General features: G+C 71.8%; 19 protein-coding genes. 12 read left to right on the forward strand and 7 right to left on the reverse strand.

Going from position 1 to position 19,770, the window contains the following annotated elements; genetic code table 11:
* Positions 1–31 precede the first annotated feature (31 nt).
* Positions 32–4,342, forward strand: coding sequence for a MobF family relaxase (gene mobF, locus AFB00_RS12145; protein WP_231974345.1), 4,311 nt, complete (start codon positions 32–34; stop codon positions 4,340–4,342).
* Between the two features lie 195 nt (positions 4,343–4,537).
* Here mobF and AFB00_RS12150 read toward each other — a convergent pair whose 3' ends face one another.
* Positions 4,538–5,773, reverse strand: coding sequence for an MFS transporter (locus tag AFB00_RS12150; protein ID WP_068797321.1), 1,236 nt, complete (start codon positions 5,771–5,773; stop codon positions 4,538–4,540).
* The gene (locus AFB00_RS31725; RefSeq protein WP_083275470.1) at positions 5,770–6,777 is read right to left on the reverse strand and encodes an NAD(P)/FAD-dependent oxidoreductase; all 1,008 of its coding nucleotides are present in this window, start codon (positions 6,775–6,777) and stop codon (positions 5,770–5,772) included. The genes AFB00_RS12150 and AFB00_RS31725 overlap by 4 nt, the downstream gene beginning before the upstream one ends.
* Before the next feature lie 105 nt (positions 6,778–6,882).
* On the opposite strand from AFB00_RS31725, the gene AFB00_RS12165 reads away from it, so the two are divergent.
* The 3 genes from AFB00_RS12165 to AFB00_RS12175 all read left to right on the forward strand — a co-directional run bounded on the left by AFB00_RS12165 (position 6,883) and on the right by AFB00_RS12175 (position 8,651).
* A complete protein-coding gene (locus AFB00_RS12165; RefSeq protein ID WP_231974347.1) occupies positions 6,883–7,473 on the forward strand; it encodes a helix-turn-helix domain-containing protein in 591 nt (196 codons plus the stop codon).
* 66 nt (positions 7,474–7,539) lie between these two features.
* Positions 7,540–8,301, forward strand: coding sequence for a DUF5710 domain-containing protein (locus AFB00_RS12170; protein WP_068797325.1), 762 nt, complete (start codon positions 7,540–7,542; stop codon positions 8,299–8,301).
* A gap of 5 nt (positions 8,302–8,306) precedes the next feature.
* Positions 8,307–8,651: a hypothetical protein gene (locus AFB00_RS12175; RefSeq protein WP_156819501.1), complete on the forward strand. Its 345-nt coding sequence runs from the start codon at positions 8,307–8,309 to the stop codon at positions 8,649–8,651.
* A gap of 217 nt (positions 8,652–8,868) precedes the next feature.
* On the opposite strand, the gene AFB00_RS12180 is transcribed toward AFB00_RS12175, so the two are convergent.
* The 3 genes from AFB00_RS12180 to AFB00_RS12190 form a co-directional block, all read right to left on the reverse strand.
* A complete protein-coding gene (locus AFB00_RS12180; RefSeq protein WP_197519833.1) occupies positions 8,869–10,242 on the reverse strand; it encodes a ThiF family adenylyltransferase in 1,374 nt (457 codons plus the stop codon).
* 74 nt (positions 10,243–10,316) lie between these two features.
* Complete coding sequence (locus AFB00_RS12185; protein WP_156819502.1) at positions 10,317–10,685, reverse strand: hypothetical protein; 369 nt, start codon at positions 10,683–10,685, stop codon at positions 10,317–10,319.
* Positions 10,685–10,936, reverse strand: a complete 252-nt coding sequence (locus tag AFB00_RS12190) for a hypothetical protein (RefSeq protein ID WP_068797329.1) — start codon at positions 10,934–10,936, stop codon at positions 10,685–10,687. The genes AFB00_RS12185 and AFB00_RS12190 overlap by 1 nt, the downstream gene beginning before the upstream one ends.
* A gap of 160 nt (positions 10,937–11,096) precedes the next feature.
* Here AFB00_RS12190 and AFB00_RS12195 point away from each other — a divergent pair, with 160 nt between their 5' ends.
* The 4 genes from AFB00_RS12195 (at position 11,097) to AFB00_RS12210 (ending at position 13,512) form a co-directional block, all read left to right on the forward strand.
* Entirely contained in the window at positions 11,097–11,618 is a 522-nt protein-coding gene (locus AFB00_RS12195; protein WP_068797330.1) for a helix-turn-helix domain-containing protein, read from the forward strand.
* On the forward strand, positions 11,615–12,172 hold the full coding sequence (locus AFB00_RS33980; RefSeq protein ID WP_068797331.1) for an ImmA/IrrE family metallo-endopeptidase: 558 nt from the start codon (positions 11,615–11,617) through the stop codon (positions 12,170–12,172). Before AFB00_RS12195 ends, AFB00_RS33980 begins: the two co-directional genes overlap by 4 nt.
* A 485-nt stretch (positions 12,173–12,657) precedes the next feature.
* On the forward strand, positions 12,658–13,194 hold the full coding sequence (locus AFB00_RS12205) for a hypothetical protein (protein ID WP_068797332.1): 537 nt from the start codon (positions 12,658–12,660) through the stop codon (positions 13,192–13,194).
* A gap of 42 nt (positions 13,195–13,236) precedes the next feature.
* The gene (locus AFB00_RS12210; protein WP_156819504.1) at positions 13,237–13,512 is read left to right on the forward strand and encodes a hypothetical protein; all 276 of its coding nucleotides are present in this window, start codon (positions 13,237–13,239) and stop codon (positions 13,510–13,512) included.
* A 54-nt stretch (positions 13,513–13,566) separates the two neighbouring features.
* Here AFB00_RS12210 and AFB00_RS33985 read toward each other — a convergent pair whose 3' ends face one another.
* Both AFB00_RS33985 and AFB00_RS12220 read right to left on the reverse strand, forming a co-directional pair.
* Complete coding sequence (locus tag AFB00_RS33985) at positions 13,567–13,845, reverse strand: site-specific integrase (RefSeq protein ID WP_068797334.1); 279 nt, start codon at positions 13,843–13,845, stop codon at positions 13,567–13,569.
* Positions 13,846–13,925: 80 nt separating this feature from the next.
* Positions 13,926–14,924, reverse strand: coding sequence for a hypothetical protein (locus AFB00_RS12220; protein WP_068797335.1), 999 nt, complete (start codon positions 14,922–14,924; stop codon positions 13,926–13,928).
* 130 nt (positions 14,925–15,054) lie between these two features.
* On the opposite strand from AFB00_RS12220, the gene AFB00_RS35490 reads away from it, so the two are divergent.
* From AFB00_RS35490 to AFB00_RS12235, 4 genes are all read left to right on the forward strand, one after another.
* Positions 15,055–15,183, forward strand: coding sequence for a hypothetical protein (locus AFB00_RS35490; RefSeq protein ID WP_257785254.1), 129 nt, complete (start codon positions 15,055–15,057; stop codon positions 15,181–15,183).
* A gap of 77 nt (positions 15,184–15,260) precedes the next feature.
* The gene (locus tag AFB00_RS12225; protein ID WP_156819505.1) at positions 15,261–17,198 is read left to right on the forward strand and encodes a YcaO-like family protein; all 1,938 of its coding nucleotides are present in this window, start codon (positions 15,261–15,263) and stop codon (positions 17,196–17,198) included.
* Positions 17,199–17,217: 19 nt separating this feature from the next.
* Entirely contained in the window at positions 17,218–18,243 is a 1,026-nt protein-coding gene (locus AFB00_RS12230; protein WP_068797336.1) for an LLM class flavin-dependent oxidoreductase, read from the forward strand.
* Positions 18,240–19,583, forward strand: a complete 1,344-nt coding sequence (locus AFB00_RS12235; RefSeq protein ID WP_068797337.1) for an MATE family efflux transporter — start codon at positions 18,240–18,242, stop codon at positions 19,581–19,583. The genes AFB00_RS12230 and AFB00_RS12235 overlap by 4 nt, the downstream gene beginning before the upstream one ends.
* The last annotated feature ends 187 nt before the right edge of the window (positions 19,584–19,770 follow it).

Here is a 19,770-nt window from a genome sequence, read left to right on the forward strand (position 1 = left end):
TCGACGGGACCCGTCGGAAGATCATTTCGAGGTGGTCGGGGTGCTGAGCATCGCGTCCGGGTACAGCCCGGAGTACCTGTTGAAGGAGGTCGCGGCCGGGCGGGAGAACTACTACACCGGCGCGGTCGCCGAGGGGGAGCCACCGGGGCGCTGGTGGGGTGCCGGGGCGGAGAAGCTGGGGCTGCGTGGGCTGGTCGAGGCCCAGGACATGCGCGCGGTCTATGAGCGGTTCCTCGACCCGCGGGACGAGGGGTTCCACGACCCGTCCCGGTGGGACGAGGTCGGGACACTGGGACACACGGGACGCAAGTACCTGTCCGAGGACGAGATCTACACCGCCGCGCTGGAACGCGAACCGGACGCCTCGGCGGAACGCCGGGCCGAGCTGCGTACCGAAGCCGGGAAGTCGGCCCGGCACAACGTCGCCTTCCTCGACGTCACGTTCTCCGTGCAGAAGTCGGTGACGATGCTGCACACCGCGTTCGAGGCCCGCGAGGTCGCCGCCCGCAACGCCGGCGACGAGGCCACCGCCGTGGCGTGGGGCGAGTTCCGCCAGGCCGTCGAGGACGCGATCTGGGCGGGCAACAACGCCGCCCTGGCCTACCTGCAGGACAAGGCCGGCTACTCCCGCGTCGGGCACCACGGCGGCGCCGCGGGCCGGTGGGTCGACGCGCACAACTTCGTCGTCGCGTCGTTCTTCCAGCACGACTCCCGCGACCGGGACCCGCAGCTGCACATCCACGACACGATCCTCAACCGCGTCGAGGGCCCCGACGGGGTGTGGCGGACCCTGGACGGGCGCAGCCTCTACCGGTGGCGCCCGGCCGCCGCCGCGGTCGCGGAGCGGACGTGCGAGGAGCGGATCACCCACTCGCTCGGGATGCTGCTCGCGACCCGTCCGGACGGGAAGTCCCGCGAGGTCGTCGGCATCGCCGAGGAGACGATGGCGCTGTTCTCCCAGCGCCGCCGCGCGGTCACCGCCAAGACCGGCGAGCTGTTCGAGCTGTTCGAGCAGCGCTACGGGCGCGCCCCGAACTCCGCCGAGCGCGACCGGATCTCCCGGCAGGCCACGTTCGCCACGCGGGCGTCGAAGTCGCACGACGGGGAGACCCGCGAGGAGTTCCTCGACCGGATCAACGACCGGATGCGCGCCGACATCGACGGCGGCCTGGCCGCGGTCGCCGACGCCGTCCTGGCCGCCCGCCCCGGGGACGTCGCGCCACAGGCGTTCAACCCGCAGGTGGTCATCGAGCTCGCGCTGTCCGACGTCGCCTCCCGCAAAGCCGGCTGGACCCGCGCGGACCTCACCCGCGCGGTCAACGCCGCCCTGCCCGACTACCTCGGGATCCCCGACGGAACCGACGTCGCGACCCTGCTCGACCAGCTCACCGACGAGGCCATCCTGTACGCGGTCGCGATGGACGCCGAACGCCCCGGGGAGTCGCTGCTGCCGCCCGACCTGCTGCTGGCCAACGGCGAGTCCGCGATGCGCGCCCCGGGCGGGCGGATCTACTCCACCCCCGACCAGGTCCGCTCCGAACGCATCCTGCTCGCCGCCGTCACCGCCCGCGACGGCGCCGCACTCACCGAGCAGGCCGCGGCCGCGTTCCTGACCCGCCTCGACGACGAGGAAGTCCACCTCGGAGCCGACCAGGCCGCCGCGGTCCGCGGGGTCCTCACCTCAGGTGCCCGGGTCGAGACCCTCGTCGGGCCGGCCGGGACCGGGAAGTCCTTCGTCGTCGGCACCGTCGCCCGCGCCTGGACCGACACCAGTGCCACACCGGACGAGCCCGGTCGACGGGTGTTCGGGCTGGCGACCAGCCAGGTCGCCACCGACGTCCTCACCGGAGAAGGACTGACCGCGCGCAACGTCACCCGATGGCTCGTGACGCAGGACCGGCTCGCCGCCGCGCCCGCCGAGCGCCGCACCGTCGACGGCGACGAGGCGTGGCGGCTGCGCGCCGGGGACCTCGTCGTCGTCGACGAGTCCGCGATGACCGACACCGCCGCCCTGGCCGCGATCCACGGCCACACCGCGGCGGCCGGGGCGAAGCTGCTTTTGGTCGGGGACCACAAGCAGCTCGCCGCTGTCGGCGCCGGCGGCGGCATGGACATGCTCGCCGCGGCCGGGTCGCGCTACGAGCTCACCGACGCCCGCCGCTTCACCGACGGCTGGGAGCGCGCCGCGTCCCTGCGGCTGCGCGCCGGGGACGAGACGGTCCTGCGCGAGTACCACCAGCAGGGCCGACTCATCGACTCCGGCACCCGCGACGACGCCGAAGCGTCCGCCGCACGGGGATGGCTGGCCGACACCCTCGACGGCCGCCGGTCCCTGCTCCTGGTCGACACCAACGACCAGGCCGCCCGGCTGTCCGCCCAGCTGCGGACCGAGCTGGTCCGACTCGGGCGGGTCGACGAGCACGGGGCCCCGCTCGGGATGCAGGGCACCTTCGCCGGGGTCGGAGACCTGGTGCAGGCCCGACGCAACGGCTGGAACCTGGTCGGCGTCGAGGGCAACCGCCGCGGCCCGATCAACCGCGAGACCTACCGCGTCACCGCCGTCCGCGACGACGGCGCCCTGGAAGTGACCACCGACCCCATCGGGGACGGAGGGGAGCGGCTGGTCCTGCCCGCGGACTACGTCGCCGAGCACCTCGCGCTCGGCTACGCCTCCACCGTGCACGCCGCGCAGGGCGCCACCGTCGACACCACCCACACCGTCGCCACCCCGAACACCGCCGCCGCCGCGCTGTACGTCGGCATGTCCCGCGGCCGAAGCTCCAACACCGCGCACGTCGCCACCCGCACCGGACCGCAGGACGCGGCCGAGGGCACCACCCACGAACACGGCGTGCACCGCGACCCCGTAGCCACCCTCGCCGGGATCCTCGACACCAGTGAGCAGGCCGTCGAGCGTTCCTCGCTCACATTCGCCGCCGACTCCGTGGCCGAAGCCCTCAGCACCCGCACCGCGGCCGACCTGCTCTCCGAGGGCGCCCAGCTCGCCGCGACCGAGCGCACCAACGCCGCCCTCGACCGGCTCGTCGACACCGGCGCGCTGACCGTCGAGCAGCGCACCCGCATCGCCGCCGAGGACGGCACCGGCGCTCTGACCCGCATCCTGCGCCGCGCCGAACTCGCCGGGCACGACCCCGACACCGTCCTGGGCGACGCCGTCGAACGCGGCCCGCTCACCGGCGCCCGCACCGTGTCCAACGTCCTCTACTCCCGCATCCGCGACGGCCACCGCTTCGACCCCGTCGGACAGAGCTGGACCGACTGGACCCCCCGGGTCGAGGACAAGGAGTGGGACACCTACCTGAGCGCGCTCGCCGAGGCCGCCGACGACCGCGCCCACACCCTCGGCGCCGAGCTGGCCGACGCCCCGCAGCCCTGGGCGCTCGCCGCGTTCGGAGAGGCCCCCGACGACGGCCCCGCCCGCGCCGCCTGGGCCGACAGGGTCGGGCGGGTCGCGGCCTACCGCGAGGCCCGCGGCCACGACGACCCCGACGACGCCCTCGGACCGGCCCGCAGCCCGGGCAGGTCGAGCAGTTCGCCGCCTACCGCGCGGCGTGGCGCGACCTCGGACGGCCCGAGATCGACCGCGAGCACCTGGAGCTGTCCAACGGCCAGCTCCGGATGCGCGTGCGTGCCTACGACCGCGAGCTGGCCGCCGCGCCCCGCTACGTCGCCAACGAGCTCGCCGCCACCCACCAGGCCGCGACCCGCCACCAGCAGGACGCCGCCCTGCGCCGCGCCGAAGCCGACGCGGCGACCGACCCGGCCGAGCAGCAGCGCCTCACCGAGGAGGCCGCCCAGGCCGCGGCGCTCGCCGCGGTCCTGGAACAGCGCGCGACCGAGCTGGCCGAGGTCGACGACGCCCGCAGCCGCTGGCTCGCCCACACCGCCCAGACCCGCGCGCAGGCCGAGTTGTCCAAGGCCGAGCTGTTCGCCCGCGACGCCGACGACGACCCCGACGACCGGATCACCGCCGCCGAGTGGAAGGCCGCCCACGACGCCGCCGTCGCCGACGACGACCGACACCGCGAGATCACCGAGGGCGACATCGCCGACCACCTCGACGACACCCGACCCGACGAGGACCGGGATGTGGCCGAGTCGCGGCGGGAGGACGCGCGCGAGGCCCCGCCGGTCCAGACCGGGGAGGATGTCGTGCGGGTCCCGGACGCCGAGCAGACCGAGCAGTCGGTCCAGCACGCCCGCCGGATGCTCGACGAGATCGCCTACCGCGACGCCGTCGACGAACCCGAGGACGAGCGCGCCGACCAGCTCATCCGCTGGCACACCGACGACGCCGCGACTGAAGGCTTCGACGACGTAGAAGACTCGTGAAGTACCTATGCGGTGCCGTAACCGGTACGTCGCTGCCGCACCGACGACAGGGCCGGATGAGTCGGCCCGTCGGCCTGTCTTTCCAGAGCCGATTCTCCACGCTCGCAGTGTGCGGTGCGTGGTTGCCGGTCGACCGCGGAAGGGCAGAGACAGCGCAACTGGGCCGTCGCGAGGACGGTAACGGTCAGGAGGGCGATTCGGGCTTGCGCACGGACAGCGGCCATCGGGCGTCGACGGCCACGGTCGAGAGGGCGAGAATCGCGCCGGCTATGCCCACCCACGCGATCGCGGTGAGGCGGCCGGTTGCGGTGATCGCGACGCCGCCGACGGCGGCGGCCAGCGTGATGCCGACCTGGAAGGCGGAGACGTTGACCGCACCGGCCAGGGTCGGAGCGTCGGCGCCGATGGCGAACACCCGGCCGTGAACCGCAGGATTGAGCACGAACGCCGCGAATCCGAGCAGGAAGAACAGCACCACCATGATCGTGGAGTTCGACGCCCAGATCAGCATGGCGCCGGACAGGACCGTGATGCTCGCCAGCCCGCCCGCGAGCAGCGGGAACGGGTATCGGTCTGCTATCCGGCCGCCGACGGTCAAGCCAGCCACGGCACCGATGCCGAACAACGCCAGGACGGCAGGCACCAGGCGTTGATCCAGTCGGCTCACGTCGGTCAGGATTCCGGCGATGTAGCTGTAGGTGACCATGTACGAGCCGGTACTGAGAACGGTTGTGCCATAGGCGATCCAGAGCCGCGGACGCAGCATCGTGCGAAGTTCACCCCGCACATCGCGTGGCGGTCCCTGATCCGCTCCGGCGGGGAGGACGATCGCGGTGGCGACGGCGGTGGCGGCGGTGGCGGCGGCAAGAGCCCAGAATCCAGCCCGCCAGCCAGCGACGTCGCTGATCAGGGTGCCCAGTGGTCCGCCGAGCACCATGGCCAGGCTCAGGCCGCCGACGACGACGGCGAGTGCGCGTGCGGCGCGGTCCGGGGTGACCAAGTGCAGCGCGGTCACCATCGCAGCGGCCCAGAACCCGGCATAGGCCAGACCAACCACGACGCGTGAGATCAGCAGGGGCCAGTAGCCCTCGACGAGCATCCCCGCTGTGGTGGCGGCGACGAACACGACCTGGCTGGCGATGAGAGTCGTGCGTCGGGACCATCGCAAGGTCAGCAGCGCCAGCGGCGGGGCCCCGACGACGACGCCCATGGCGTAGGCCGAGATCAGGGTTCCGGCGGCCGGTAAGGACACGTCGAGGTCGGCGGCGACCGGTGGGAGGACGCCGGCGATGAGGAACTCGGAGCTTCCGATGGCGAACAGGCTCAGCCCCAGCAGGTACACCGCTCCGGGTAGTCGCGTTGTCGCACGCGGCGTGCCGCGGTCGTCGTCGGGTCGGGTCGGGGTGGTTCCGGTGCTCATCGACGGACTGCCTCTTCTTCGGGGCCTTCGGGAATCGGGGCCCAGGGTCCCGATGGAGGGAGCGCGGCTGCGGTGTCCTCGGTGACCAGGTCGGAGTTGATCGAGATTCCGGCTTGTACGCCCTGGGCGGCGGCCTGCACGACCTGGGCCATCAGGTTGGTGATGTTTCCGGCCGCCCACACGCCAGGCGCTGCCTGCAGCGTGGTGGGGTCGGTGACCACCATCGATCCGGTGCCTGCTGGGTGCTCGGCGACGCGCGCGCCGAGAGCGACCGCCAGGTCGCTACGCGCTTCGAATCGAGGTGTCACGACCAGTGCACGGCAGGGAACTACTCGACCGTCGGTGAGGCGGACCGCACTGAGGGCGTCGCCGGTGATGTCGAGTCCGGCGGCGTCGCCGACGACGAGCCCGATACCTCGCGCGTCGAGCTGGGCGCGCTGGGCATGGTCGAGGGAGAAGTCCTCAGGCTGAATGAACGTCACGTTCGAGGTCCACTGCCGCATGAGCAGCGCGAGGTGTGCTGCAGCCGGTCCGGTGGCCAGTACGGCTACCGGCTGATCGCGGACCTCATAGCCGTGGCAGTAGGGACAGTGCAGAACGTCTCGCCCCCAACGCTCCCGCACCCCGTCGACCGCGGGCAGGCGGTCGACGAGCCCACAGGCCAGCAGGACCCGCCGGGCCCGTACTCGGCCACCGTCGTCGAGGCCGAGGTCAAATACCGGTGATCCGTCGGTCCTCCTGACCGGGCCGACCTCTGTCACTCGTGCACGGCGGATAACGGCGCCGTAGTGCTCCACTTCCCGACGGCCTTCGGTCAGCACCCTGTCCGGTGCAGCTCCATCAAGGGTCAGGAATCCGTGCATGGCGGCCGCCGGAGCGTTGCGCGGCTCTCCCGCATCGACCACCAAGACGGACCGCCGGGCCCGGGCGAGGGTGAGCGCTCCGCTGAGCCCGGCCGCGCCGGCTCCCACGACAACAACGTCATATGTCGGTTCTTCGATCATTACAGCACCTCCGCCGCTCACGATCGCCGCCGTCGAGAACGGTGGCAAAGATCGTTGCGGATACTGCAAAATGCAGGAGTGGAGGGCGAAGAGCTGGCGAGGCAGGTGGGTCCACGGCTGCGGGAGCTACGCCGGCGCCGAGGGACGACCCTCGCCGATCTCGCGGAGCTGACCGGCTTCTCGATCAGCACCCTGTCGCGTCTCGAGTCGGGCAAGCGCCGCCCGACCCTGGAGTTCCTCGTCCCGCTCGCCCGGGCCTACCGAGTGCCGCTCGACGACCTCGTCGGCGCACCCGAGACCGGCGACCCGCGCGTGCACCTGCGACCACGGAACCACCGCGGGCGAACGATCGTGCCACTGACCCGCTACCCGGGTCCGCTCCAGGCCTACAAGCAGATCCTGCCCGGCCGAGACCCCGATCAGCCGCTTCCCGAGCCCGTCGTCCACGACGGGTACGAGTGGCTCTACGTGCTGAGCGGAGAACTACGGCTGATCCTCGGCGACCACGACGTCGTCCTGAGGCCCGGTGAGGTCGCCGAGTTCGACACCCACGTTCCGCACTGGTTCGCCAGCGCCAGCCCTCGACCGACCGAGATCTTGAACCTGTTCGGGCCCCAGGGAGAACGGGCGCACATTACGGCGGTCACTGGTCGTCGGCAGTCTCCAGTCGGAACGGATGACGTCGACCTGGACTGAACTGTCGGTGCCCGGTGTCATCATCGGAGCGGGCAGGTCCACGACCGCCGGCGTCGAGGAGCGCAGATGACGACGAACGAGACCAAGACGGGCCCGCGGGCGCGGGCGTGGCTGGACGTGCCGTTCAGCGAGAAGGACCAGGCCAAGGCGCACGGCGCCCGCTGGGATCCGGCCGCGAAGCGCTGGTTCGACCCTCGCCCGCCCACGCCCGGGCTGCAGCCGTGGGCGGCGCTGCCCGACGTCCCGGACCTGTTGCCGGGCGAGGACCGGTCATTCGGGTCCGGGTTGTTCGTCGACATGATCCCGAGGACCTGCTGGTTCACCAACGTCCGTACCTGCGTCTCGCCGCAGGACTGGGAGCGCCTGCGCCAGATGGTCTTCGCCCGTGCCGGGCACCGCTGCGAGGCGTGCGGTGCGATCGAGGACCGTGCTGTGCGCCGGTGGTTGGAGGCGCACGAGCGTTGGAGCTACGACGACCGCACCGGCACCCAGACCCTGCGCCGGCTGATCTGCCTGTGTTCGCCGTGCCACCTGACGACCCACCTCGGGCACGCCAACGTCACCGGTCGCGCCGACGAGGCCCTGACCCACCTGCGTCGGGTCACCGGCATGAGCGACCAGCAGGTGTCTCGCCACGTCGATGAGGCCGGTCGGCTCTGGACCGAGCGTTCCGCGCGAACCTGGCACCTGGACCTGCGGATGCTCACCGCCGCCGGTGTGACGCTGCGCCGTCCCGAGGCGCCGGCCCAGAGGTCCCGGACCGCCGACCGGAGCCTGGACCGGACCCGCGCGGCCGACCAGTCCACCGCGGCCCGGCCGGGCGGGTGACGGCCGTGAGCATCTACGCCTTCTTGCTCGACGGCTGGGACTACGCGAGCACCTGGGGACTCGACGGCGATCACTACTACGCCCAGCTCACCCCGAACGGCGTCGACGACGCGGACGGCCCACAGGTCTGGATCGGCCCACCCACGCACTTGGTCGGCACCGTGACCGAGATGGTCCACGGCATCGCCGCGGCCCTCGACCTGCCCCTCGATCTGGTCGACGAGGCGATGGCTCGCGGTTCGGCGGCGTGCCGCGGTGAACCCGTCATGCCGGTCCCGGTCTCGGGGGCAGCGGTGTGCCCGCCGACACCGTTCCGGCAACCACCGACCCGCTTTGGACCGCGACCATGACCGAAGACCGGCAGCGGCGGCTCGAAGCGCAGGTCCGTGACGTCCTCGGGGGACATCATCCGTGGCTACGAACAGATCAAGCTCGCCAGCGTCGAGCGGTTCCGCACCCGGCTGATGTAGTTGCTCGCCGAGCTCGATGCCTCGTTGATCAATCGTTCGTTCCTGAGCGGATAGCCGGACGTCCTCGAAGGGACGCTGAAGGAGTCATGCTTCTTGGTCAGGCTGACTGCTCGCAGCCCGGCGCCCCTGTCAACGTCGGCCGGGCGTCGCCGATCCCGACCGTCTGTTCGACGTAGCAGGTGGGCGACGAGCGGTGGTCCAGGTGTTCGAGAGAGTGGGTGGACAGGCTGAAGCGCAGCGGGCCGGGGTCGGGCTCGCCGCCGGGTGCGGCGATCAGGCTGACGAACAGGTTGAGCAGTCCGACGCTGACGTTCGGCGAGAGTAGTGCGACGTTCTCGTGGCCGCCGCCGATGTCAGGACCGGCGCCAGCGATGTAGTGGGGGTCATCGAGCAGGCCTTGGCGGTCGATCTGGACCAGGGCGGGATCGAGCTGCTTGTTGCACACCATGCAGGGCCGCCCGGGCCGCAGCGCGTGCGTGCGAACGGTGGCGTTGCGCATGCCCGTGCCGTCGTCGAAGGCGTCGATGCCGATGCCGCCGTCGAGGACCGGGATGAGGTCGGTGTAGGCGAGGGAGTTGAGGACTGCGCGGGCCCAGGGGCGGTCGACGCAGCTGAAGATGACGTCGTAGTCCAGCGCGATCGCGTGCGCCTCCGGGTCGCACACGCTCATGCGGTGGCCGACGATGTCGGGCTGCTCGGCGGTCGCCGCCGCGCGCATCAGCTGGACCGCGACGTCGACCTTCGGGCGGCCCAAGCTGGCGTCGCGGCGCGTGGCGCCGATGAGCCGGTCCAGGTTGAGGCGCTTGACGATGTCGGGGTCCATGACGGCGATGTGCTGCACGCCGGCTGCGGCGAGGCGGACAGCGACGTCGAGTCCGACGCTACCGACCCCGACAACGAGGATGCGCAGCCGGGAGAAGTCGGCCTGGATGGTGGTGCCCCACGCGGAGATGGTGCGCTGCTGGGTGTCCTGGGCGCGCGGCGACGGGCGCAAGTGGTCGTTCCAGCTCACGCGCAACTGCCCGCCGTCGATGCGGACGCCCTCCGCCCAGACCGGGGTGCCGGTGCTGGTCCAGGTGCGCGCGGACCACGCCTGGTCGACCCCGGCGAGGGTCATGCCGAGCAGCGGCAGGCCGGTGATCGCCTCGACGAGGTGTGCGTAGGACTGCTCGGCGTCGGCGTCCCAGGGGCTCATGCGCTGCCAGCCGCGCCCGCGGAGGTGGGAGTGCAGGATGGCGACACCGAGCCCGGCGGCGGCGGCCTGGACCGCCGCGCGCACCATGTAGTCGCCGGTGAACGAAACGTTGCGGTGCACGGTGCGCTCGCCGGGCTTCGGCGTGACGACGTCGCGCAGCAGCGCGGTCCAGCGCCGGCTGCCGGTGGAGGGGGCGTAAGTGGCCAGGCACAGGTCTTCCTGCCCGTCGGCTCGTAGCAAGTGCTGGTGCAGCAGCTCGTCGATGGTCTCGGTCATCGCCACCGAGACGGTCGGCGCGGAGTTCGTAGACCCCGGAATGATCCGGGTCGGGACGTTCGACATCGTCATGGTCAGCTCGCCGTCTCAAGAACGGACCTGACGTGCGCGATCCACGCCTGAGCCGGTTCGGTGGCGTCCCCCCAACCGGCGATCTGCCGGGAGTGGCGAACCCAGCCCGGCAGGGTCTCGTCGACGTTCGCGTTGGTTGCGGCGAACCCGACATCCGCGGGGAAGTGAACCCAGTGCGGTGGGCACTGCGGCCACATCGACAGCTCGTCGATCTGTACCCCGGTAGGGGTTGCGCGGCCGGCGCGGGCGCCGGCCACCGCCTCGACCGTGAAGGTGATGACCGACCCCTGCACGACCGCAGTGATGCCACATCGGTCGAGGCCAGCGAGGAAATCGGTCACCGTGTCCGGCACGGTCGAGGCGGTGTCCATCATGCGACCGTGGCGGTCTGGCGGACGCTGACGAACTTGTCGCCGTTGGAGATGGCAACCTCGTCAGTGTCGGCGTAGCCGATCGGCTCGCGGTGCCCGGGGCGAACCTGCTTGAGGTCGTAGCCGGCGGGGTCGAGACCGCCAAGCCGCAGGATCGCGGCGGCGGGCATCCGGCTGGCGTCGGTGACGAGCTTGCGCCCGTCGAGGGTGAAGTGCACCTGGCGCGGCTTGCGGTTCGAGACGTCGGTCATGACCGTCCTTCTCTACTGCTTGGCTGCTGGGGAGTTGCACCAAGGACGGTACGTGTTGCAGTAAAGCGTCACAAGTGATCGGCTGCTGCAGCGCGCCGTGTTGCAGCAAAGCTGCGACGAGCGGCTACCCTCGCGGCGTGGCCGAGCCGAGAAACCCACGATGACCCGTGCTGTCGACGACGAGCGGGATCCGCGCGGTGGCGATGTCGAGCGTCTCGACGTCTCCCAGCTTGGCCGACTCGTCCGGGAGCGACGGGGCGCGCAGTCACTGCGACAGGCCGCGACCGACGCCGGGGTCAGCTTCTCCACGATGTCGCGCGTCGAGGGGGGTGCCCAGCCCGACCTGGCGTCGTTCACCGCCCTGTGTGCTTGGTTGGGGATGCCGCCGAGCAGATTCTTTACCCCGGTCACCGAGCGTCCGCAGCAGCCGCTGGAGCAGGCGATCGCCCACATCTCCGCAGACCCGGCGCTGACAACCGACGCAGCCGCGGCGATCAGCAGTGTGCTCAAGGAGATGTACGCGACCCTGGCCCAGGCCAACCCGCTCGCGAAGCCGGTCGTCGCCTGCCACCTTCGTGCGGCTTCGGTGATGCGTCCCGGGGTGCCGCAGCGGCTCGGGGCGCTGCTCGACGACATGCACGCCGCGCTCGTCGCGCGGGTCGAGAAGGAGGGTGCGCAGTGACCCTGCCGCGGGGCTTCAAGGCCAAGGCCGAGCGCGAGGCCGAACGTCTGCGCGGTGAACTCGGCCTCGGTGCGGCCGCCGCACTGCCGCTCGATCGTCTCGCCGAGCACCTCGGAGTCACGCTGGTCAGTGGTGAGGAGCTCGTCGCTCGCGACCGCCTGGAGGAGATCGAGCGTCTTCAGGCTTTTGCGTTCTCTGCCGCGACGTTCGTCGTCGGGGATCGGACGTTCGTGGTGACCAACCCCCTCCGCACTCCTGGTCGCCTCGCCAGCGACGTCGCGCACGAGTTCGCTCATACCATCCTCGACCACGACCTCGCCGAGGTTCGCGAGATTGACGGCGTCCCGTTCCGGACCTGCCGACCCGACGAGGAGGAACAGGCCACCGCGTTCGGTGGGACGTTGTTGCTTCCGCGCCCACTGCTCATGCTGGCCGCCCGCCGCGGCGACGGACCCGCCGAGATCGCCGCGGACTGCGGCGTCACCATCGAGATGGCCCGTTTTCGCTACAACACCACGGGCGTGGCCCGTCAGGTGCAACGGCGTTCCGTGTAGCCGTGCTCCCAGGCGAGGTTGACTGGATGAGCCGTGCCGCAAGCGGGACTACCCGACTGTGGACCCCATGGCGCTAGCAATGGTCGCGCTCACACGCGGCCTCTTCGATGAGACTGCTCTAGACGTTCTGCGACCAGCCCGGTAACTCCGCTACTGCGGGAGATAGTCGCGTTCAAGTCTGCTAACGCGAATTTCTGTTCGGTGGCCATGAGTGGAGTGACGGGTTCAAAGACCCGCTCAGGGCCGCGCGGCCGTGAACCCCGGTGGAACGCCTGCGGCGTGGCCTGACGGCCCGGTGGCTTACCACGACCGGTCTCCCGGTCAAGGGCGCTGCGCGTCGCTGCGCGACCGGACTGCGTCCGGCCCGTAGTGACCGCGAGCCTCGCCGGCCTCGGTGGGACGCCTTGCGGCGGCGGGGAACAAGCGCCCCGCCACCCCAAGGGGTACCCGGGCCGACAGGCCCGACCGTCGATCGGGAGGCCAGCGTGAACACCAGCCAGCACACCGCCCACAAGGCCGGGCGCAGCGACGCAGAGCAGGCCGCGCGCGAGGGCGCCGCTGGCGCGGTCGCGATGATGGGGATGGTCCTGCGGGTCGCCGGGCCGGTCGCGGTGCGGGTCGACATGCGCTTCGCCGGGACCCCGGAGCGCCAGCTCGGGTTGTCGCTGGGGCCGGTGCTGGTCTACATGCGCTCGCACTTCGTCGCGGCACGGATCGCACGGCAGTGGGCCGCGGCGGCGCCGCTGGTCGCGCCGCTGCCGACCGTCCTGGCGGGGCGGAAGCGGGAGGTGATGGCACCGACCGGGCCGTGGTCGACCGCGGTCATGGTGCGGCTCAACGGGGTCCCGAACGTCACCGGCGGGGTGATCGAGCCGCAGGCGGGTACGGAGGCGTCGCGGATGCTGCGGATGCGGGTCGGGCCGCTGGTGTGGGAGGTGTGCGACGCCGAGGCGTACGCGGCGCTGCTGCGGGGGTGGAAGTTGGCCGAGCAGATGTTGTCTGTGGACAGCGACGACCTGTAGCGGCCGGCTGTGGACAATCGGGGGCCCGTCATCGTCGCGGGCATGAGATGGCAGGTGGGCGTCCTGCGGGACGGCGCGGAGAACATCGACTGGACCGCCGCCGGCGACGAGCCGGACTGGGCCCGCGCGCGCCGCCACGCGCTCGACGAGCTGCACGCGCTGATCGCGGCCGAGGACTGCTGCCAGGAGTACCGGCTCCTGGTCGACTCGGTGCCGGCGATCGTGTTCCCTGGCATCAACGACGACGGAACCCTCGACCTGGCGCATGTTAACGACGTACTCGCTGCCGACCGCTATGGCGAGACGGCAACAACGTAATCTAGGTTCGTAGCTGCCAGCCGCTGGATCTTCGAGCCTGAGCTGGCCGAGCTGCTACGACTGGCTGAACTCACCGAGCGCTTCTTGGTGCTCCGGGGTCAGGCCGTCCGGTGCCGGCTCGGGGGCGTTCCACAGGGGACCTCCGACCTGGGTCGCGGACCCGCGGCGCAGGTCGTCGGGGACATGCGTGTAGCGCGTCGCCGTCGAGGCTTCCGACCAGCCCATCATGGCGCGGACGGGGACCCAGAGGACCATGAGCGCAGTCGCGGCAGTGTGGCGGGCGTCGTGGAGCCGGGCCGTGAGCTTCCCCCGGTTCGCCGGAGTGCGGGTCATCTGTCGGTGTCGCGCTGACGGCCAGCGTGCTACGGGTGGAACGGCGGCTGAATCGGACGGGGCGCCGCCGGTTACGTGGCTCAAGGGGCGACGACACCGAAGAACTGCGCCGCGACGACCACCTCCGCGGATCGGGTGGCCGGGAGGCGGTGGTGCGGGACGGTCTGCCCGGACATCAGGAACGGTGTCGGGCCGATGTCGAATCCGATACCACCGTCGGGATGTCCGTGGGTCCGCCCGGACAGCGCCCCGATGTCTTCGAGCGGTGTCGTCGCGAGTTCGGGCTGCAAGTACAGCGGCTCGACGGGCCCGTCGAGCAGGGTGAGGACAACGAGCTCGGTGGCGACGGGGTCGGTGTGCAGCGGGCTGGCGTCCCCGTCGCGGTGGAAGTTGTAGAACACCCCCGTCGGGGCCACCGCGACACCGGTCTCCGCACGGATGCGGCGGGCCAGCGAACCGGACCAATGCCGATTCAGCAGGGCCGGTCCCGCGTCGGCGTAGCAGAAGCCGCCGTATCCGCCGGTCACGCAACCGCGCTCGATCGTCGACACCCCCGAGTGGCCCTCGATCGCTCCCGAACGCAGTGCGAGCGCCTCACGTCGCAGACCGTCACGGGTCCCGTCGTCGACGGCCCCGTCGAGTCGAGTGTGGATGATCCCGAGTCCGGGGGCCGCGACGCGCGGGTACGACTGCGGTGCGGGCCAGCCCCAGAGGTCGGTGTCCCCGCCGGGGAACATGTGCCGGTAGAGGTGGTGGATCCGCTCGTCGGGCGGGGGGCCGCCTGGGTGCGGCGGGGGAGCGAGCCGTCCAGGATCGACACCGGTTCCGGCGACGAGCCCGGCGCAGTCGGTGGTGAACCGCGGCCGGCCGGCGTGCAGGCGCCGGAAGCGTCCGACCGGCCCGCCTGGCTGCACGTCGAGCTCCGGATGCGTCACGGCGAGGAGTAGGAAGCGGCGGTACTCCAGCGCAGTGGCCTCGCGGTGGTGGTAGGGGGCGTCCGGGGCGACGCCGACGGCGAACCGGGACTGGACGTCCGCGAGATCGAGATCGGCCACCCGCGCCGCCAGCGTGTCGTCCACGAAGCCCCTTCCGCCTACCCAGACGGTCTAGCAACAAATGAATGACTGTTCAAGTGTTGATTTGGTACTTAGATGCATTAGCATCACAACGGGCGCCCGGACCGTCAATTCCGACACGGAGGAGCAGGTCATGAATCACCACGGCTACGAGTACGAGGAGAGCGACGATGCTGCGCCGCGCCGGCTCCGGGCCCACACCCCGGCCGTCGAGGACACCTTCAGCTGGCTGATCGGCGACCTGGCCGACACCGAGAAGTGAGTCGCCGGGGTGGGGAGATGCGTTCTCCCCGCCCCGTGCCTCGACCGGGACGTGGGCGCGACAGGGGGACTCCGGTGGTGATCGCCAAGGCGACAACCGTCGCACATCACCAGGGACCTGACGCGACGACCGCGTCGATCTCGCTGGTCACCGCACCGTCCGGCTCCGATCCGATCGCGGACGAGGTCCGGCGGCTGCTGAGCGAGCGGGCCGACGTTCGGGCGGAGATCGGGGACCGGCCGGACCCGGCTGTGCATGACGTCGTCGTCGCCTGCGCGAACGCTCTGCCCGATGATCGGTGGCAGGACCTCGACGCCCTCTGCGAGGGTGCGGGCCTCGCCTGGCACCGCGTGCACGTCGAGGGGCCGGTGGTCTGCGTCGGCCCGTTCACCATGCCCGGCGTCTCTGCCGGCTACCGGGACTGGCGTGCCCGGCGCCTGGCCGCGAGCCGGAACCCCGACGGCCTTCTCGACCGCTGGTCTCGCGCGGACCGGGTTCCGGGTCCCCGGCCGAACTCGGAGACCGTGGTGACGGCGGCGCAGCTGGTCGTCGACGACGTGCTCGCCCACCTGCGCGGCGAACGCGCGCCCGGGGCCGATCACGAGGTCCGCATCAGCGGCGCGACCCTCACTCGCCACCCGGTGCTGCCGCTCCCCGGAAAGCACTCCGCCGGGACCGCGACGGGAACGAGCCCCGAGGATCGCCTCGTGGACGCCCGCACCGGGATCGTCACCGCGCTCCGTGCGTCGCGACCCGGTCCCTACTCGTCCTCACTGGCCTGCGTCGAGGCCGAGGTCTGCGACACGCGGGTCTTCGCGCCGTGGCGGGCGGACCCCGCGGCCGGTGGGGCGACACTCGGAGACCCGGACGCGGCCCGCCGCGCTGCCCTCGGGGAAGCCGTCGAGCGCTACTGCGGCAACGCCATACCTCCGGACCTGCCGCGCGGCACCGCCCGGGACCTCCGCGCGCTCGGCCACCGGGTCGTGTCACCCGGTGCGCTGACGCTGTACTCGGCGGCGCAGTACGCAACGCCGGGCTTCCCGTTCGTCCCGCTGCACGACGACCTGACGCTCGACTGGGCCCGGGGCTGCGACCTCGTGACCGGTGACCCGATGCTCGTGCCCGCGGCGGCGGTCCACCTCAACGGGCCGGGTACCCGGCCCGGAGGCCCGGCCCCGGTATCGCCGCCGGCCCTGGCCGGCATCGCGGCAGGGGAGACGGCGACGGCGGCACAGCGGGCGGCGATGGAGGAGGTCCTGGAGCGCGATGCCGTCACGGTGTGGTGGGCGACCGGCGACCACGCGACCGCCCTTGATGTCACGGGTGACCCGGTGATCGCGGACACCCTGTCGGGGCCCGTCTGTGGCCGGCTCGACGCGCGGTTCCTCCTGCTGCCCTGCCTGGTCGACGTCCCGGTCGCCGCCGTGCTGCTCCACGACCCGCACCGCGGGCTGATCGGCGTCGGGACCGCCTGCCGTCCGACCACGACCGCGGCCGCGCACAAGGCGCTGACCGAGGCTCTCGTATCCCTGGAGGTCGCTCGAGAGCTGGCCGACCCGGACAGCCCGTTCTGGACCGACGTCCGTGCCGGGCGCCTGCCCGCCGCGCCCTACCGCCCGTTCCACGACGACCGGTCCTACCGGGACCTGTACCGGGCGGACTGGCGGGACCTCACGTCGCTCGAACCGAACGTTCAGCTCTACCTGGACCCGCGGATGCAGGCCGTCGCCCTGGCTCGGACCCGCCCCGCGACGCCCGCGATCCCCCTCGGCGCGGGGCCCACCGTGACCGGCGACCCGCGGTCGGCGTATCTGCGGGAGCTGACCGGCGCCGGGCTGTCCGCGGTCGGCGTCGACCTGACGACCGACGACGTCGCGCGGGCGGGGCTGCGCGTGAGCCGGGTCGTCGTCCCCGGCCTCTACCAGCTCGCGCCGGCGGCGTTCCCGCTGCTCGGCGGTACTCGCCTGGACCGGGACCCCGACATCCCGGTGCCCCCGCCGCTGCCGTTCTCGTGAACCGTCCACTGGAGGTCGGATGAAGCTGGGCCTTGCCCTCGGATACGGGGGCGAACCGATGGGCGAGGTACTGCCCGCCGTGCGGGCCGCGGACCGCTGCGGGTTCGACTCGGTCTGGAGCCTGGAGGAGTTCGGCGCGGACGGCGTCTCCATCCTCGGCTATCTCGCCGGGCAGACCGACCGGATCCGGCTCGGTACCGGAATCCTGCAGATCGGGGCCCGCACGCCCGCCCTGACCGCCATGACGGCGGCGACCCTGGACATACTCAGCGAGGGGCGGGCGCTGCTCGGGCTCGGAGTATCGCAGCCCTGGTTGATGGAGGGATGGCACGGCGTCCCGTTCACCCCGCCCGTCGACACGATCCGCGAGTACGTCGCGGTCGTACGGGCAGCCGTCGCGCGCGAGGCACCGCTGGAGTTCGACGGCCGCCACTACACCGTCCCGTACCGGGGGCCGGACGCCCGTGGGCCCGGCCGGTCGATCCGGTCCCAGATGAAGCCCCTGCGGCCGTCGGTGCCGATCTACCTCGGGACCACCGGACCTCGCGCCGTCCGACTCACCGGTGAGATCGCCGACGGCTGGATCGCCGGCGGCCTCTACCTCCCGGAGCACGAGAAGGTCTGCCTCGCCCCGCTCGACGAGGGGCTCGCCCGCAGTGGACGGGAAGCGGACGCCGTCGCCGTCACGAAGATCGTCGACGTGCTGGTCGACGACGACCTGGACGCGGCGCGGGACGAGGTCCGCCCGGTCCTCGCGTCCTACATCGGCCCGCGCGGTGTCGGCGTGGAGAACACCCACTTTGCGCAGGCCTGTGAGATGGGGTGGGAGGAGGCAGCGCACCGGATCCGCGAGCACCACGTCGAGGGCAGGCGGTCCGATGCCTGGGCCGCCGTGCCGGACGACCTGGTGGACGCATTCGCGCTCATCGGGTCCAGGGAGCGCATCCTGGACCGGCTCGGTGCGTGGGCCGGGTCGCGTGTGGACACCCTGATCCTGCTGACCCGCGACGTCGAACTCATCGAGGCCGCGTCGGGCGTGCTGTGACGCTCACCCGTGACGCGTCACCGCTGCGCGAGCTGTGGCGGCTGGTCGTTCCGCTGATCGTCACCATGTTCGCGCAGGTCGCGATCGTCCTGACGGACACCGCGCTGGTGGCCCGCTACTCCACCGCGGCGCTGGCCTCGGTCGCCCTGGCTGCGCCCGTCTATCTCATCGCGGTCATGGTCGTCCGGGGCTGGGCTACCGCCGCCCAGATCGTCGTGGCGCGGCGCTTCGGGTCCGGCGACGTCCCGGCGGTTGCCGGGGCGACCGCCGTTGCGCTCCTCGCCGGAGTCGTGACGGGTGTCGTGTTCTCCGGCTCGTTGATCCTGACGGCGGGTCCGGTGCTGGGGGCGTTAAGTGATGACCCGGCCGTCGTCGCGGGCAGTGTCGACTACCTGCGCATCGTCGCCGTCGGCGTGCCGTTCGCGGCGGCGTCGGCGGTGCTCCAGGCCGCGTTCGCCGGCCTCGGCGCCACTCGGATCGCGATGGTGTCGACACTGCTCATGATCATCGTGAATCTGGTGCTGGGCGTGACGCTGGTCTTCGGAGCAGGGTTCGGGGTCGTCGGGGCCGGTTTGTCCACCGTGGTGTCGACGGTCGTCGGTACCGCCTACCTCATCTGGTTCGCCCGCAGCCGTATCGGCTCGGTCGTGCCCGGCGCGGTGCTGCTGGCCCGCGGTGATCTCGCGCGTGGCCGGGTCGCCGTGCCGGTGCTCGCCCGCCTGGCGTGGCCGGAGGCCGCTCTGCTGTTCTTCGGCTACCTCAACGAGGTCCTGGTGGTGGGGTTCGCCGCGCAGGTCGGGAGCGTGGACCTGGCGGCGTACCGTCTCCTGGACAACCTCACGCTGGTGATCTATAACCTGCTCGCCGCGGTCGGTGCGGGGATCGCGATCCTGGCCGGTCAGTGCCTTGGGGCGGGGGATGTCGCGGCCGTCCGGACCTACCAGCGGACAGGGGTCGTACTGGCTCTCGTGCTCGCCACGCCGCCGGCGGTGCTGGCCGCCCTGTTCCCCGGGACGCTGTTCTCGCTCGCGACGGCGGACACGGCCGTCGTCGACCTCGCGGCGTCCACCGCGCCGCTCGCCGTCGTGACGCTGGTTCCGATCGTGCTGTCGCTGAACATCGCGGGCGTACTGCGTGCGTCCGGCGACAATGTCACCGTGATGATCGCGTCGCTGGTGGCCGACTACGCGGTGCTGGTGCCGCTGGCCTGGTTCCTCGGGCTGGTCCTCGGCTGGGGGCTGACCGGGATCTACGTCGCGTGGCTGGGCTTCGGTCTCACGATGCTCGCGATCACGGGGTGGCGGTACGCGACGGGCCGATGGCGGACCCAAATCGTATGAGCACTTGCTCAACTGTCGATTCGATCCATACAGTTCGGGCTCCACAAGAGACCCCAGGAGGCAGCGGTGTCGAGTCCGGAGACGATCGCGGCATCCGCCGTTGGCACCCGCCGTCGGTCGGCGATGCTGCGCCTCTGCACAGTGGCGATGGCCGTCGCGCTCGCTGCGGGTTGCTCCGCGGCGCCGT

The sequence above is a fragment of the Pseudonocardia sp. HH130630-07 genome, assembly GCF_001698125.1.
Classification (GTDB): domain Bacteria; phylum Actinomycetota; class Actinomycetes; order Mycobacteriales; family Pseudonocardiaceae; genus Pseudonocardia.